Consider the following 13,669-nt stretch of genomic DNA (forward strand, 5'->3'; position numbering starts at 1 on the left):
CCTTCCCCCGTGTGTGTACTGATTGTCGTGTGTTCACCGGTTGACGGCCTGTATCTCCTGGACGGTGACCGCCTGGTCGTTGCCGAAGGTACCGTCGGGCAGGTCGCCGACCGCGCCGCCGCTGCCGGTCCAGGCGACGTCCCAGGTGACCGTGGCCTGGAGCTTGAAGGTGCCGTCTCCCGAGGAGCGGAGGTACTTGATGCCGCAGGGCGGGTTCTGGTCGGCCTTGCCCTTGGCGTACGGCTCCCCGATCGAATCGTCGTCGTTGATCGTGCACTCGCCGGAGGCGGGGTAGGTCTCGGCGTCCGGAGTGCCGGGCTCCAGTTTGAGGGAGACCGGGGTGGCGGTGGTGGTGGCCTCTATGTTCACGCCACCGACGTCGAGTGACGCCGTGACCGACACCTCGTCGAACTTCGCCTTGTCGAGCCAGGCCCAGGTGGGCAGGTTGACCTTGGTCGCGTCCGCCGGGGCGAGGGTGACCGCGGTGTCGGGGACCTTGATCCTGGCGTAGGCGAGTTGAGCGAGGATCTCCGGAGTGACGGCGTTCTCGACGGTCGGCGCTTCCCCGTTCTCGACCCAGAACGTCTGGGTGTCACAGGCGAAGGCCGCCGGGTCGCCTGCCTCGGCGCGCTTCTCGTCCCGGACCGAGTCCCACCAGATCCCCTTTCCCGCCTCCTTCTTGTTGAAGTCCTTGTAAGGCTCTCCGTTGATGTAGTGGTCCTGCGAAAGCCGGTACGCCTCTCCCACGCCACTGGCATGGGGTATGTCCCAGCGCTTGCGGAACTCGTCGGCGAACTCGTCAGGAGTCCACTTGGGCTCGTACCAGCAGGCGGGTGGGCTCCAGTCCTCCGCGGGCGTGAACCCGCCAGAGGTCTGCCCTCCGTCTCCTCCGGTCGAACCGGTGAAGACGATGCGTGATTCGAGTGTCTGCCCCCCGTCCTTGTCGTTGTTGCCCTCGACATCGAACTGGGACCCGCCGGGATCCTTGGCGAACACGGTGCCGGCCGTGGCGAGCACACAAGTGGCGGCCAGAGCCCCCGCCGCCGTTATGAGCCGTGCCTTCCTCACTGAACGCATGTCTCGCTCCCCCGCACAGAAGTGCCGTCGGTCGTCTGCCAGACGCCCTGTTCGTTCTTCTCCAGCCGGGTGTTGTACAGCACGTAGGAATCGTCGGTGGCCGGAGCCTTGTCGACCTTTCCGGTCTTGCGGTCCTTGTTGTAGGCCTTTGTCTCGTCGGCGCAGAAGGAGACACCCGCGGACTTCTCATCGAAGAGTTCGACCTTGGGGCCGAAGTACCGGGTGGTGCCGGTATAGGTGATTCCGGCATCCAGCCACTTCTGCACCCACTTCACGGACGTGGTGAGTGCCTTGCCCTCGTAGTAGAAGGTCAGACCCGGAGTGTCCGTCTTGCCCTGGGTGATGGCGTGGTTCATCGCGGTCTGTGCCCGCGCGGCGTCGGACAGGACGGCGTCCTTGGTCGCGTCGCCCGTCTCCCACTTCTCGAAGACGTCCTCGACACCCTTCGGCAACGTGATCTCCGGGCGGTCGACGGAGTCCGACGCGGCCGCACTCGGCGCCGTGGCCGAAGGCGAGGTGTCGGTGTCCGCGCCGGCGATCTTGTCGTTGTCCTCGGACTTGTCGTCCCCGCCTCCGCAGGCCGTCAGGAGCAGCGCTGCCGTTGCAGCAAGCGCGGTGGCAACGGGCAAAGAACGGCGCTTCACAGTGGGCTCCCCGTGAGACAAAGAATCGGTCAAGAGAACTGACGGTAGTCGTGGGGTTGTTGGTTTCGCCAGAGCGAACTTCCCTGAAAACACGGACAATGCCGGGCGTACCGCGCGCTTGGGGGAATGGTCGTGTCCTGTCCGTGTCCCGATCGGTGACGGTTCAGGACAAGCGGAGCCCTGTCCGGGCTCCGCTGTCCTTCTCTATCGCCGTTCGGTGGGTGGCTCGCCGGTTCGGTCGCGTCGGCGGGCGGCGGAGTCCAGCAGTTCCAGCACGTCGGTCATGGGCGGGTAGTGCTCCGCGCACTCAAGGCACGCGTAGACGTTGAAGCCGGGGCCCGTGGCCGCGTGGACCTCGTGGACCAGGACCGGTTCGTCGGTGGTGCGCCGGCAGCGGGCGCACATCCGCAGAGGAGGCCGTCCGGTCATCGGGTCGCCGCCGGGATCCGTACGCCGTGGATGTGCCTCGGGCCGACGTCGATGCCGAGGGTGGCCAGGTGTGCGGCGCGGCGGCGTTCGCGTTGGTGGCGGCGTTCGGCGGGGTCCAGGACGTGGGGGCGTACGAGGCGGGACGCGTTGCCGTCGAGGATCTCGGTGAAGCGGGGCGGGGGCGCCGGGATGAAACGCAGGGGCGGCGCGGTGCCGAGGCGGTGACGGCCCCGGGGGCTGGGCGTGCAGATGCTCAGCATCCAGGCGAGGAGGCGGGCGGTAAGGTCCAGCATGTTGGCGCTCCTTTGCAGCGTCGGCCATGCCCCGGGACGGCTTGCCTCCGTCGCCGGGGTCTTCTGTGTGCAGCGTACATTGCTGCGCATGTCAGTGCATAGCAGTACGCAGCAATGCGCCTATTGCTGCAGCTCAGAGCTGTTTTACGGTGACTGGTATGGCAGCAGACACGGGCGACTCGCCGATCGACCCCAACAAGATCGCGTACGTCTATATGCAGGTGGCCGACCACATTGCTGCCCGTATCGCGTCGGGTGAGCTGAGGCCCGGAGCGCGGTTGCCGGGCGAGCGAGACCTCGGCGAGGAGTATGAGGTCGCCTACCTCACCGCTCGTCGCGCTGTTCGCGAACTCCGCGAACGCGGCCTCGTCGTCACCCTCCCCGCCAAGGGCACCTTCGTCGCGTACCCGCCGGAAACCGGCCAGGTGGCGGACGACGACGCCGAGGCGTAGGTCTGCCGGGCGCGGATCTCGCGGGCGTCCGCGGCCGTGCCGTGCTCGTTAGGGTGGGCGCGTGGCAGACGACATATCCGGGGCGGGGGCCGCTGTCCGGCCGGAGCGGGGTGGCGGTACGGGCGGGTGGTGGCGGGCCGATTGGGTGCGGTGGCTGCTGTTCAGCCTGGTGTGCGCCGGCGGTTCGCTGGGGCTCTCCTGGCTGGGGCCCGTGGTGCCGCTTCCGTCTGTGCTGCGGGGCGCGGGGCTCCTGCTCGCCGTCCTGGTGCTTCCGCTGGCCTCGCTGCTGGTCCCGGTGTTCGTGTTGCGGCGGGTGCCGCGCAAGAAGAGAAAGCTCGCGTGGCAGCTCATCGTGCCCCTGATGGCAGGGGTGGCCATGGGTATCTTCGGCACCGACGCCGGTGGTCAGGTCGCTCTGGCGAACCGGGGTGAGTGGGCCGACGTGGTGGTCGTAGGCATGGATGACAGCAGTACCAACCACTGCGACCTGCGCTCGGTCGACGGGTGGGCGATATCCCCCTCGCTCTCGGAGGGCGACGGCTGCGAGGACTGGGTGTCGAAGGGCGACAAGCTGCGCGTGCGCTACGACCCGGAAGGCATCGCCAGTCCGACCGAGGACCGGGACGGCGACTCGAACGGAGTGTTCCTCGCGACGCTCTTCGGGGCGGCCGTCGTGATGGGCACGTGGGGTGGCGTTCGGCAGAGCAGGTGGGACCGGGAGTATGAGGAGCGGGCGAGCTGGGCCCGACGGGCGTGAGGACGCCGCTCGCGACGCTCGGCTCGTGTCGACGCCCCCCGTGCGTGGCTTCAGCGGAAGGCGTCGTCTCGGCTTCGGCGCTCAGCGGGCCGTCGGTTCCGCGTCCCGTGACGGCTCACCGAATTCGAGGGTGCGGCCTATGTACGCCAGGCGGGCACTGTAGGAATCGAGCAGGAAGACGGACGGTGTGGAGATGGTGACGTACACGCAATAGCCGTGGGGTGCGGGCACGATCAGCTGCCGAGCGGCCACCGGGAGGGGCGGCACGCTGATTCCGGCCTTGAGGGCAGGCAGGCGGAGTGTGCGAAGCGACGTCGACATCACGCCAACCGCACGGCAGCTCATCGCGGCGGGGATCTGGCTAGCCTTCTTCGCGCTCAACCTGATCGGCCTCTGCGTGTCGCGGTACCAAAGGGCCAAACACCTCGCACGCCTTACCGCGGCGGGTGTGGAATGGCCTCCCCGAGTGGATGCGTGAGTGGTCACTTCTTGTTCTTGGCCCCGGACTTCTTGAGCTCGACGAAGAGCGTCTGATCCATTTTGAGGAATTCGTCGGAGGCTTTGTTGGCGAACTTCGAGATGCCCTAGGTCAACTTGGACAGTTGGCCGAAGCCGTAGTCCCAGGAACCGGCGAAGTCGTCGCATGCGGACTGGAGGCCGGAGGCCGGAGTGGCCGACCTGACTCGAGTCGGCGCGTGACAGGGGTGCCTGCTCCTGCCCTGGTCAGTGGTTGCTGGACTGCATTTCCTGCACGACGGCCTCTTGGTCGTTGCCGAAGGCCCGGAACCCGAAGGTCCCGTCTCCGGAGGAGCGGAGGTACTTGATGCCGCGGGGCGGGGGCCGGTCGGCCTCCTCTCCGGCTCCACGAGCATGGGACACGGCCCAGCGTTCGCGGAACTCGTCGGCGAACTCCTCCGGAGTCCACTGGGGCTCGTACCAGCAGGCTGGCTCCAGGCGCCCGCAGGCGTGAACCCTCCGGAGGCCTCCGTTGCGTCCGCGGGGCCGGACGCCGGCGCCGCCCCGTTCACGGGAAGCAGGCCCATCGTCTTCCCCCCTGTGCCGTGCCGGCCCTTCATCAGTCCGAGCGAAGATCATGGCACGGGCCGTCCGCGCCTTCGTGAGTGAATCGTGCAGGCATCATGGCCGCGCCGTGATGAACAGCACGCGCACGGTGTCCGGTCGTAGCGCGATCGGATTCGCATGCGCACAGTTGGACCGGGCGACTCCGGGCCGGTCCTCAAGGGGGCTGTGGGGGCGAGGAGTTGCAGATGATTAACGGTGGGAGATGTGAGGTGCGAGGGGGTGGGCACGCCTTGAGGGGCTTATGTGCGGCTGATACGGTGCGATGGCTTGACACTCGCCTCACTGCTGGTTATTCGCCCAGGTCGGGCGGGTGCGTCAGGGGATGTCCCTGGGCGCCACCGGTCGGGCAGGCACGGGTGGAGTGTCCGAATTTGCAGAGAATTCTGCGCACTTGAGCAATGCATGCTTGAGGGCAATTTCGTGGCAGACAATTTCTTGGGTGTACGGGGAGCGGTTGCGTGAAGATCCAGGAGCGTACGGGGGCGGGCGCGGGACGTTCCGCGGCTCCGGCTCAGCCGTCGGTCGGTGACCGGCTTCCCAGCCCTCCTCGCGAGCGCAAACCGGCGCTGGCCGCGCTGGCGGTGCTGCTGATCCTGCTGGGCGCGCTCGGCGCGACGACGCTGGTGCTGCGGGTCGGGGACCGGGTCGAAGCCATCCAGCTGACGGCCGACATCAAGGCCGGCGAGTCCATCACCAAGGACAACGTCAAGGTCGTCATGGTGAACGGCGACTCCGGTGCCAACTTCGTGCCGTGGTCCCAGCGCACGGGCCTGATGAAGCTCCAGGCCAAGTCCAGGCTCTACAAGGGCACCGTCGTCGTCGGTGAGATGTTCGCCGGCAAGGCCGACATGGAACAGGGCAAGGCGACCGTCGGCCTGTCCCTCAAGGACGGTCAGTACCCGGCCGGTCTGGACGCGGGGGACAACGTGGCCGTCTACCGCGTCGGCGGCAAGTCCTCCAGCGGCGACCAGGACAACTCCTCCGGTTCGACCGGTGGTGACAACTCCCTCCTGGTCGAGCGCGCGGTGGTCGAGTCCGCCCCGCGGACCGGTGGCGACAGCATCGCCAGCACGAGCAAGGCCGTCACGCTGACCGTCGACGCCGCCGACGCCTCGGCCGTCGCTCAGGCCGCGTCCGCCGGCGAGGTCGCCGTCGTTCTGATCCCCGGCAAGTAGAAGGCGACCCCCGCAGCCATGGCCCTCATCGCCCTCGCCGCCGACAAGGGTTCCCCCGGCGTCACCACCGCGGCCGTCGCCCTCGCGGCGGTCTGGCCGCGCCGCGTCCTGCTCGCCGAGACCGACCCGGCGGGCGGCGACCTGGTGTACCGCTCCGCCGCCGCGCACGGCGGTCCGCTCAACCCCAACACCGGCATGCTGTCGATCGCCGCCACCGCGCGGCGCGGCCTCGTGCCCGACCAGCTCTGGGACCACGTACAGCCGCTCAGCGGCGGCCTCGAAGTCCTCGTCGGCCTCGGTATCTCCGAGCAGGCCGCCGGCCTCGCGGGCCTGTGGCCCACCCTCGGCCGGGCCTTCGCCTCGCTCGCCGACTCCCCGAACGCGCCCGCCGACGTCATCGCCGACTGCGGCCGCGTCAGCGGGGACACCCCGGCCGCGGAGCTGTTCCCGCACGCCGCGCTCGTGCTCCTCGTCTCCCGTACCGAGCCGGAGGCCATCGCCCGCGTCCGCGACCGCGCCGCCGCCCTCTCCGCCAAGCTGCACGGCGGCCCGCGCGGTGCCGCGAGCCTCGGCATGCCGATGATCGGCGTCGTGCTCGTCGCCGACACGAACAACGCCGCCAAGCTCTCGGGCCAGGTCAACGACATGCTCGTGCACGCCCAGACCGGCGCCCGCGTGGTCGGCACCATCGCCGACGACCCGGCGGGCGCCGACCAGCTGGCCGGGCGCAAGCGCGGGCGGCTGGACAAGTCGCTGCTCATCCGCTCGGCCCGCAAGGTCACCTCGGACCTGTACCAGCAGTTCGGCGCCGCCTGGTCCATGCCCACCGGACCCGCCGGCGCCGACATGACCGGCCACGCGGGGGCCGGCCGATGACCGCTGTCGACCACTCGTTGGTCAAGCGGTTCCGGCAGGACGCCGGCGACCGCATCTCCGAGCAGCGCCGCCAGGACCAGGTCAGCGGCGTCACACCGATGTCCACCGAGGACGAGCGGCAGTACGCGCGCGCCGTCATCGCGCAGATCTTGGAGGAGTACGCCCGCGCCGAGATCAACGCCGGGCGCACGCCGCTGGACGCGGAGACGGAGGAGCAGTACGCCGCCGCGGTGCACGCCGCGCTGTTCGGCGTCGGACGGCTCCAGCCGCTCCTCGACGACCCCGAGGTCGAGAACATCGACATCAACGGCTGCGACCACGTCTTCGTCGGCTACTCCGACGGGCGCGAGGAGCGCGGCGAACCCGTCGCCGAGACCGACGAGGAGCTCATCGAGCTGATCCAGATCCTCGGCGCCTACTCGGGCCTGTCGTCCCGCCCCTTCGACTCCGCCAACCCGCAGCTGGACCTCAGGCTGCCGGACGGTTCGCGTCTGTCGGCGGTCATGGACGTCGCCCGCCGCCCGGCGCTGTCCATCCGCCGCGCCCGCATGGGCAAGGTCTTCATCTCCGACCTGGTCGGCAACGGCACCCTCGCCCCCGAGCTCGGCCACTTCCTGGCCTGCGCGGTGCGCGCCCGCAAGAACATCATGATCGCGGGGGCCACGAACGCCGGCAAGACGACGCTGCTGCGCGCCCTCGCCAACGAGATCCCGCCGCACGAGCGGCTGATCACGGTGGAACGGGCGCTGGAACTCGGCCTCGACACCTTCCCCGACCTCCACCCCAACGTCGTCGCCTTCGAGGAACGGCTGCCCAACTCCGAGGGCCAGGGCACGATCAGCATGGCGGAACTCGTCCGCCGCTCCCTCCGTATGAACCCCTCCCGCGTCATCGTCGGTGAGGTGCTCGGCGACGAGATCGTGACCATGCTGAACGCGATGTCACAGGGCAACGACGGCTCGCTGTCCACGATCCACGCCAACAGCTCGCACGAGGTCTTCAACCGCATCTCGACGTACGCCCTCCAGGCCACGGAGCGGCTGCCCATCGAGGCCAGCCAGATGCTCGTCGCCGGCGCCGTCAACTTCGTCGTCTTCATCCAGCGGCGCAACAACTTCCAGAGCGGCGGGCGCCTCCAGCGCGTGGTCACCTCGGTCCGCGAGGTGAACGGCGTCGACGGACGCGTGCTGTCCAGCGAGATCTTCGCCGAGGCGCCCGACGGCCGGGTCGTACCGCACGCCCCCATAGCCTGCCTGGAGGAACTCATCGCCTACGGCTACCGCCCCAACGGAACGTGGGGGTGAGACGGACATGACGACCCCCACGACCACCTCGGGTACGACACTCGCGGCACTGGACTCCCTCGGATCCATGGGCGGCCTGTTCTCCACCACGGTCCTGTACGCGCTCGGCTGCGGCGTCGCCGTCGGCGGCGGACTCGCCCTCTTCCTGGTCGCCGTACGCGGACTGCCCGCCAAGCCCGAGCACGAGAAGCGCCAGGCCAGCGAGCGCGCGAACGAACTGATCCGCTGGGCGGGCCGGCGCGGCTCCCTGGCCGCCATCGTCGGACTCGTCGTCCTGCTCCTCACCCGCTGGGCGGTGCTGGGCATCGCGGCCGGCATCCTCGTCTTCTTCTGGGACCGCCTCTTCGGCGGCGCCGCGGAGGAACGCGCCGCCATGAAGCGGGTGGAGGCCCTCGCCTCCTGGACGGAGTCGCTGCGCGACACCATCGCGGGCGCGGTCGGCCTGGAGCAGGCCATCCCGGCCTCGGCCCGCGCCGCCGCCCCGGTCCTGCGCCCGCACCTGGACGCCCTGGTCGACCGCCTGCGCTCCCGCACGCCGCTGCCCGACGCGCTCCAGCACCTCGCCGACGAGATCGACGACGCGTCCGCCGACATCATCGTCGCGGCGCTCATCCTCAACGCGCGACTGCGCGGCCCGGGTCTGCGCCAGGTCCTCGGCGCGCTCGCCAAGTCGGCGCGCGAGGAGGTGGACATGCGCCATCGCGTGATGGCGCAGCGCGCCTCGACCCGCCGCTCCGTCCAGATCGTCGTGGCGGTGTCGGTCCTCTTCGTCCTCGGTCTGTCCATCTTCAACCGGGACTTCGTCGAGCCGTACGGCTCGCCCGTCGGCCAGCTCGTACTGGCCTGCGTGTGCGGCCTGTTCGCGCTGGGCTTCTGGTGGATGCGCAAGCTGTCGACCATCGAGACGCCCGACCGCTTCCTGGTCCGGGACGGCTCCGACGTCCAGTTCGTGCGCCCCCGTACACCGGGCCAGCCGGGCCAGCCGGGCCAGCCGGGCCAGCCGGGCCAGCCGGGCCAGCCGGGCCAGTCGGGCCAGCCGGGCCAGCCGGGCCAGCCGGGCCAGTCGGGCCAGTCGGGCCAGCCCGTGCAGCGGCTGCCGCAACCGTCACAGCCGTCGCAGGCGTCTGGGGACGAGGGGGTACGACGATGAACCTGACAATGCCGGTCCTGGTCGGCGCCGTCATCGGCCTGGGCGTCTACGCCCTGGTCCGCGCCCTGATGCCGAGCAGACGCAGCCCGATCCAGCAGGTCGCGCGGATCGACGCGATGCGGGCCCGCGGGACCGCCTACGAGTCGGCCCGCGCGGCGAAGGACACCAGCCGCCTCGGCTCGCTGCGCGCCCAGGTCGGCGCACGCGTCGCCGAGTTGTACATGCAGCAGGGCTGGGAGCTGCGGTCGCTGCGCGCGGACCTGGCGGTGCTGGACCGAAGCTGGGAGAAGTTCCTGGCGACGAAGGCGCTGCTGGCCGTCGGCGGCCTGTTCTTCGGCCCGCTCCTGTTCGCGATCGTCTGGACGCTGGGCTTCGGCGACAGCCCGATCATCCCGGTCTGGCTGGCCCTGCTCTGCGCGACGCTCTTCTTCTTCCTCCCCGACCTGGAGGTACGCCGGGACGCGGCCGACAAACGCCGTGACCTGCGACGCGTGATCGGCGCGTACCTGGACCTGGTGTCCATGAGCCTGGCCGGCGGACGCGGCCTGCCCGAGGCCCTGATGGCGGCGGCGGAGGTGTCGGACGGCTGGGCGACCCACCGCATCCGCAACGCCCTGTCCGACGCGCGCATCACGGGCATCAGCCAGTGGCAGGCACTCGGCCAGCTCGGCGAGGACCTCGGCGTCGAGGAGCTCAAGGACCTCTCCGCCTCGCTCGCCCTGGTGGCCGACGACGGCGCCAAGGTCCGCGAGTCCCTCGCCTCCCGCGCCGAGACCATGCGGCACCGCGAACTCGCCGAGATCGAGGGCAGCGCGGGTGAGAAGTCCCAGTCGATGCTCGTGGCCCAGCTCCTGCTGTGCGCCGGGTTCCTGGTGTTCCTGATCTATCCGGCGGCGATGCGGGTGTTTCAGGTGTGACGCAGCTTTCCCAGCTTCGCTTCAGCAGCTCCGAGCCGCTTCGCTCAGAACTGACACGAGAGGACAACTCACCATGAACGGACGGAATTTCCGCACCGGCACCACCGGCATCGTGCCCGTGGACTTCCTGATCACCTTCCTGCGGGCCCGCGTGGACCGCGCCCGCTCCGGCGAGCTGGACCGCGGCGCGTCCGCGGTCGAGTGGGTCATCATCTCCGCGGTCGTCGTCGCGATCGTCGGCGTGGTGGCCGCCATCATCAACGCCGCGCTCAGCGAGGGCGCCAACAAGGTCGGCGACTGCATCAAGGGCGCGGACGCGGGCAGCACCTGCTGACCGCAGGTACGGGTTCCGCTGCTACGGGGAGTACGGGGAGTACGGGGGTGTCAGTGCGCGTACGTGGTTGGGTGCGCCGACGCGTGGAGGCTGCCTCCGCGCGCGGCGATTCCGGCATGACCGCGATCGAGTTCGTGCTGCTCACGCCGGTCCTCTTCTTCATGATCTTCGCGACGGTGCAGTTCGGGCTGTACTTCTTCGCCGACCACGTGGCGCAGGCCGCGGCCCAGGCGGGCGCACGCAAGGCCCGCGCGACGGCCGACGCCCAGCCCGGTGGCTGGCGGGGCGAGGCGCAGGACGTGGTCGACAGCTACATCCGTCAGCTGGGCCCCCAGTTGGTCCTGTCACCGGACGTGAAGATGCTCCAGCCGGAACAGGACACGGTCGGCGTGGAGATCACGGCCCGCATCCCGACGGTGTTCCCGGGCCTGGACCTGACGGTGCACGCGCAGTCGATGGGACCGGTGGAGCGGTTCGTGCAGGAGGGGGAGAACTAGATGGACCTCTCCCGCGTCACCTCCCGCACGCGGCAGGCCGAGGCCGGCGACCGGGGCCTGTCGACCATCGAGGTGGTGATCCTGGCCCCGGTGATGATCCTCTTCATCCTCGTCCTCGTGGCCTTCGGCCAGCTCGTCGACGGCCGCGGCGCCCTCGACGGCGCGGCCCGGGACGCGGCACGCGCGGGCTCGATCCAGAAGGACCACGGCACGGCGATGGCGGAGGCGAAGAGGGCAGCCGAGGCCAACCTGGCGGACGTCTGCTCCGGCCCGGTCTCCGTCGTCCAGAAGAGCGCCGGCTTCGAGCCCGACACCCTCTTCACGGTCGAGGTGAGCTGCGAGGTGCGGGGCCTGGCCTCGCTCGGCCTGAACATCCCCACCACCCTCACGGCGAGCTTCAGCTCCCCGCTGGACCCGTACCGGAGGACGGCGTGAGATCCCTCGCACGCGAGTGGCTCGCGGACCGGCGCGCCCGGCTGGACGACCGCGGCTCGGGCGCCGGCGCGGTCATCGTCTTCGCCCTGGTCTTCCTCGCCCTCTCCGCCTTCGTCATCGACGGCGGCATGTCCATCTCCAAGCGCGAACGCGCCGCGGACATCGCCGAACAGGCCGCCCGCTACGCCGCCCAGGACATCGACCGCGAGGCCCTCTACGACGACGTGGGCGGCCCCGCCCCCATCAACTACGAGAACTGCGACGCGAGGGTCAAGGCCTTCGCCGCGGAGATGGGCATGACCGGCCCGGACATCGCCGCGACGCACTGCGTGGCGGCCGACGCCCAGCAGGTGCAGGTCGAGGTCCGGCTCACCTACTCCCCGGTCTTCACGGGCATGTTCTACGGCGGCGACGTGGCCGTCCACGGTCAGGCGGTGGCGGAGAACGAGGTGGGCTGACCCGACGCCGCCCTGCCTCTGACCGCGCCCCATCCCCCCCACCAACGGAGGTACCACTCCCATGCGCACACGCACGACCACCGCCACCGCCGCGGCCACCCTGGCAACGGCGGTGGCCCTCCTGCTGTCCGGCTGCGGCGGCTCGGACGGCGAGGACTCCGGGAAGGACGAGATCGCGGGCGCGGACACGAGGGCTTCGGCGTCCGCGTCGCCGTCGGCATCCGCGAGCGAGGACGGCATCGAGCGGCCGGAGATCAAGCTCCCGAAGGACATCGAGAACGTCTTCGAGGAAGGCTCGACCGGCGACGCGAAGAAGGACGCCGTACTGGCCGACAACGAGAGGCGTGTCAACTCGATCGACGAGGCGATCGTCGTGGATGCGGAGAAGCACCCGGCGCTGGAGTTCTACTCGAAGGACGACGCCCTCATGTCGGCCGTCACCTACGTGAAGTCCTTCTACGACAACGGCCGCAGCTTCACGGGCAAGACCCGCTACTACGACCGTGAGGTCACGTTGGCGAAGGACGGATCGGCGTCGGTCACCTACTGCATGGACGCGACCGGCACCTACCCGAAGGACCGCGCGACCGGCAAGGTCGACCGGTCGGTCAAGGCGTCGCCCAGTGACTACGTCTTCTACAACACCCGGCTGGAGAAGAACTCCGAAGGCGTGTGGCAGACCACGAGCGTGTCGTCGACCGAGGCGGCGAAGAGGTGCATGTGATGCGTCCTGCGACCTCCACTCGCAGGCTTCTCGTCCCCGCCCTGGCCCTCGCCGTGGCAGCGGTACCGTCCGTGGCGCTCGCCGGCGGCGGCCGCGACGGTGGCGGCGGAACGGAGGGCAGCGGGAGCGGTTCCGCCCAGGACGGCGTCATCAGGGCGGAGACCAAGGTCACGACCAGCGTGAACGGCAGTTCGGAGCCGGCCGGCACGGGAACCCTCACGCCGGAGAACAGCAACTGGACGCCACCGGCCTGCTGGTACGAGCCCGCCTTCTCGCCCAAGGAGATCGAGAAGACCGTAAAGCTGTGGCGAAGCATCGACGGTCTGCCGTTCCTGGGCGGCGTAGGGGATTTCGTGGGTGACTCGCTGGACGCGTACTACAAGGATGGCGACCCGTACGAGAACTACAACCTCGACAAAGAGGGCGAGGGAATGTTCTGGGCGGCGGTGAAGAACCCCAACCGCAAGGACGACCCCGAGGCCAATTCCTGCAACGAGCAGCCGTTCTGGGTGGACGAGGGCGATGTCCCCGATGAGCCTCTCGCCCTCACTCCTCAGATCCTCGCCGAATACGCCTACGACGAACTCCCGGTCCCCGGCACCGAGATCGAGATGAAGCCGGCCGGAGCGACGAAGGTCAACCTCCCCACCTGGATCTGGCTGGACAAGGCCAAGTTCAAGAAGATCTCGGTCACCGCCAGTCTCCCCGGCACCGGCCTCTCCGCGACCACCACCGCCGAACCCGTCTCCCTGCACATCGACCCCGGCACGAGCGACGCCCGGACGTACCCCGCGTCCGGCGACTGCGAGATCAACGCCGACGGCAGCATCGGGGAGCCGTACGCGCAGGGCAAGGCGAACGACACCCCGCCCTGCGGCGTCACCTACCTCCGCGCCTCCGGCTCCGACGGCTCGTACCCCTTGCAGGCGACCGTCACCTGGAAGATCTCGTGGACCAGCACCACGGGCGAGGGCGGCGACCTCCCGGAGGGCACGTTCGGCGCGACGCAGGACGTGACGGTGCAGGAGATCCAGTCGGTCAACCGCTGACACGACGGCAGGGAG

The 13,669-nt window shown here is 69.7% G+C and carries 19 protein-coding genes; 13 read left to right on the top strand and 6 right to left on the bottom strand.

Going from position 1 to position 13,669, the window contains the following annotated elements:
* Positions 1–33 precede the first annotated feature (33 nt).
* From ACIQ6R_RS00325 to ACIQ6R_RS00340, 4 genes are all read right to left on the bottom strand, one after another.
* The gene (locus tag ACIQ6R_RS00325) at positions 34–1,077 is read right to left on the bottom strand and encodes a hypothetical protein (protein WP_404217706.1); all 1,044 of its coding nucleotides are present in this window, start codon (positions 1,075–1,077) and stop codon (positions 34–36) included.
* Positions 1,065–1,706, bottom strand: coding sequence for a hypothetical protein (locus tag ACIQ6R_RS00330; protein WP_404217708.1), 642 nt, complete (start codon positions 1,704–1,706; stop codon positions 1,065–1,067). The genes ACIQ6R_RS00325 and ACIQ6R_RS00330 overlap by 13 nt, the downstream gene beginning before the upstream one ends.
* A gap of 219 nt (positions 1,707–1,925) precedes the next feature.
* On the bottom strand, positions 1,926–2,150 hold the full coding sequence (locus ACIQ6R_RS00335) for a hypothetical protein (RefSeq protein WP_404217710.1): 225 nt from the start codon (positions 2,148–2,150) through the stop codon (positions 1,926–1,928).
* Positions 2,147–2,443: a hypothetical protein gene (locus ACIQ6R_RS00340; RefSeq protein ID WP_404217711.1), complete on the bottom strand. Its 297-nt coding sequence runs from the start codon at positions 2,441–2,443 to the stop codon at positions 2,147–2,149. The genes ACIQ6R_RS00335 and ACIQ6R_RS00340 overlap by 4 nt, the downstream gene beginning before the upstream one ends.
* Positions 2,444–2,601: 158 nt before the next feature.
* Between ACIQ6R_RS00340 and ACIQ6R_RS00345 the strand changes: the two genes are divergently transcribed.
* Together ACIQ6R_RS00345 and ACIQ6R_RS00350 are read left to right on the top strand one after the other, a co-directional pair.
* Positions 2,602–2,895 carry a winged helix-turn-helix domain-containing protein gene (locus tag ACIQ6R_RS00345; protein WP_404217713.1) on the top strand — a complete coding sequence of 98 codons (294 nt, stop codon included), beginning with the start codon at positions 2,602–2,604 and terminating at the stop codon, positions 2,893–2,895.
* Between the two features lie 61 nt (positions 2,896–2,956).
* Positions 2,957–3,652, top strand: coding sequence for a hypothetical protein (locus tag ACIQ6R_RS00350; RefSeq protein ID WP_404217715.1), 696 nt, complete (start codon positions 2,957–2,959; stop codon positions 3,650–3,652).
* Between the two features lie 81 nt (positions 3,653–3,733).
* Here the strand turns inward: ACIQ6R_RS00350 and ACIQ6R_RS00355 are convergent, their stop codons facing one another.
* Entirely contained in the window at positions 3,734–3,973 is a 240-nt protein-coding gene (locus ACIQ6R_RS00355; protein WP_404217717.1) for a hypothetical protein, read from the bottom strand.
* A gap of 402 nt (positions 3,974–4,375) precedes the next feature.
* Positions 4,376–4,531 (bottom strand): hypothetical protein, encoded by a 156-nt coding sequence (locus ACIQ6R_RS00360; protein ID WP_404217719.1) that lies wholly within the window; start codon positions 4,529–4,531, stop codon positions 4,376–4,378.
* Between the two features lie 662 nt (positions 4,532–5,193).
* Between ACIQ6R_RS00360 and ACIQ6R_RS00365 the strand changes: the two genes are divergently transcribed.
* The 11 genes from ACIQ6R_RS00365 (at position 5,194) to ACIQ6R_RS00415 (ending at position 13,654) form a co-directional block, all read left to right on the top strand.
* On the top strand, positions 5,194–5,910 hold the full coding sequence (locus ACIQ6R_RS00365) for a hypothetical protein (protein WP_404168644.1): 717 nt from the start codon (positions 5,194–5,196) through the stop codon (positions 5,908–5,910).
* Between the two features lie 18 nt (positions 5,911–5,928).
* On the top strand, positions 5,929–6,786 hold the full coding sequence (locus tag ACIQ6R_RS00370) for a hypothetical protein (RefSeq protein WP_404168647.1): 858 nt from the start codon (positions 5,929–5,931) through the stop codon (positions 6,784–6,786).
* Positions 6,783–8,090, top strand: coding sequence for a CpaF family protein (locus tag ACIQ6R_RS00375; protein WP_404168650.1), 1,308 nt, complete (start codon positions 6,783–6,785; stop codon positions 8,088–8,090). The genes ACIQ6R_RS00370 and ACIQ6R_RS00375 overlap by 4 nt, the downstream gene beginning before the upstream one ends.
* 67 nt (positions 8,091–8,157) lie before the next feature.
* Positions 8,158–9,240 carry a type II secretion system F family protein gene (locus tag ACIQ6R_RS00380; RefSeq protein ID WP_404218634.1) on the top strand — a complete coding sequence of 361 codons (1,083 nt, stop codon included), beginning with the start codon at positions 8,158–8,160 and terminating at the stop codon, positions 9,238–9,240.
* Entirely contained in the window at positions 9,237–10,157 is a 921-nt protein-coding gene (locus tag ACIQ6R_RS00385; protein ID WP_404217722.1) for a type II secretion system F family protein, read from the top strand. Before ACIQ6R_RS00380 ends, ACIQ6R_RS00385 begins: the two co-directional genes overlap by 4 nt.
* Before the next feature lie 73 nt (positions 10,158–10,230).
* Positions 10,231–10,491 (top strand): hypothetical protein, encoded by a 261-nt coding sequence (locus ACIQ6R_RS00390; protein ID WP_019328443.1) that lies wholly within the window; start codon positions 10,231–10,233, stop codon positions 10,489–10,491.
* Between the two features lie 47 nt (positions 10,492–10,538).
* Positions 10,539–10,988, top strand: a complete 450-nt coding sequence (locus ACIQ6R_RS00395) for a TadE family protein (RefSeq protein WP_121748547.1) — start codon at positions 10,539–10,541, stop codon at positions 10,986–10,988.
* Positions 10,989–11,423, top strand: a complete 435-nt coding sequence (locus tag ACIQ6R_RS00400; protein ID WP_404217725.1) for a TadE/TadG family type IV pilus assembly protein — start codon at positions 10,989–10,991, stop codon at positions 11,421–11,423.
* Entirely contained in the window at positions 11,420–11,881 is a 462-nt protein-coding gene (locus tag ACIQ6R_RS00405; protein WP_404217727.1) for a pilus assembly protein TadG-related protein, read from the top strand. Before ACIQ6R_RS00400 ends, ACIQ6R_RS00405 begins: the two co-directional genes overlap by 4 nt.
* A 61-nt stretch (positions 11,882–11,942) precedes the next feature.
* On the top strand, positions 11,943–12,605 hold the full coding sequence (locus tag ACIQ6R_RS00410; protein WP_404217729.1) for a hypothetical protein: 663 nt from the start codon (positions 11,943–11,945) through the stop codon (positions 12,603–12,605).
* Positions 12,605–13,654: a hypothetical protein gene (locus ACIQ6R_RS00415; protein ID WP_404217731.1), complete on the top strand. Its 1,050-nt coding sequence runs from the start codon at positions 12,605–12,607 to the stop codon at positions 13,652–13,654. The genes ACIQ6R_RS00410 and ACIQ6R_RS00415 overlap by 1 nt, the downstream gene beginning before the upstream one ends.
* Positions 13,655–13,669: the final 15 nt, after the last annotated feature.

The sequence above is a fragment of the Streptomyces sp. NPDC096048 genome, assembly GCF_044763415.1.
Lineage (GTDB): Bacteria > Actinomycetota > Actinomycetes > Streptomycetales > Streptomycetaceae > Streptomyces.

Coding starts and splice junctions, on each gene's coding strand:
- ACIQ6R_RS00325 (WP_404217706.1), bottom strand. CDS start 1,077: ATGCGTTCAGTGAGGAAGGCACGGCTCATAACGGCGGCGGGGGCTCTG.
- ACIQ6R_RS00335 (WP_404217710.1), bottom strand. CDS start 2,150: ATGACCGGACGGCCTCCTCTGCGGATGTGCGCCCGCTGCCGGCGCACC.
- ACIQ6R_RS00340 (WP_404217711.1), bottom strand. CDS start 2,443: ATGCTGGACCTTACCGCCCGCCTCCTCGCCTGGATGCTGAGCATCTGC.
- ACIQ6R_RS00345 (WP_404217713.1), top strand. CDS start 2,602: ATGGCAGCAGACACGGGCGACTCGCCGATCGACCCCAACAAGATCGCG.
- ACIQ6R_RS00355 (WP_404217717.1), bottom strand. CDS start 3,973: ATGTCGACGTCGCTTCGCACACTCCGCCTGCCTGCCCTCAAGGCCGGA.
- ACIQ6R_RS00370 (WP_404168647.1), top strand. CDS start 5,929: ATGGCCCTCATCGCCCTCGCCGCCGACAAGGGTTCCCCCGGCGTCACC.
- ACIQ6R_RS00375 (WP_404168650.1), top strand. CDS start 6,783: ATGACCGCTGTCGACCACTCGTTGGTCAAGCGGTTCCGGCAGGACGCC.
- ACIQ6R_RS00380 (WP_404218634.1), top strand. CDS start 8,158: ATGGGCGGCCTGTTCTCCACCACGGTCCTGTACGCGCTCGGCTGCGGC.
- ACIQ6R_RS00385 (WP_404217722.1), top strand. CDS start 9,237: ATGAACCTGACAATGCCGGTCCTGGTCGGCGCCGTCATCGGCCTGGGC.
- ACIQ6R_RS00390 (WP_019328443.1), top strand. CDS start 10,231: ATGAACGGACGGAATTTCCGCACCGGCACCACCGGCATCGTGCCCGTG.
- ACIQ6R_RS00400 (WP_404217725.1), top strand. CDS start 10,989: ATGGACCTCTCCCGCGTCACCTCCCGCACGCGGCAGGCCGAGGCCGGC.
- ACIQ6R_RS00410 (WP_404217729.1), top strand. CDS start 11,943: ATGCGCACACGCACGACCACCGCCACCGCCGCGGCCACCCTGGCAACG.
- ACIQ6R_RS00415 (WP_404217731.1), top strand. CDS start 12,605: ATGCGTCCTGCGACCTCCACTCGCAGGCTTCTCGTCCCCGCCCTGGCC.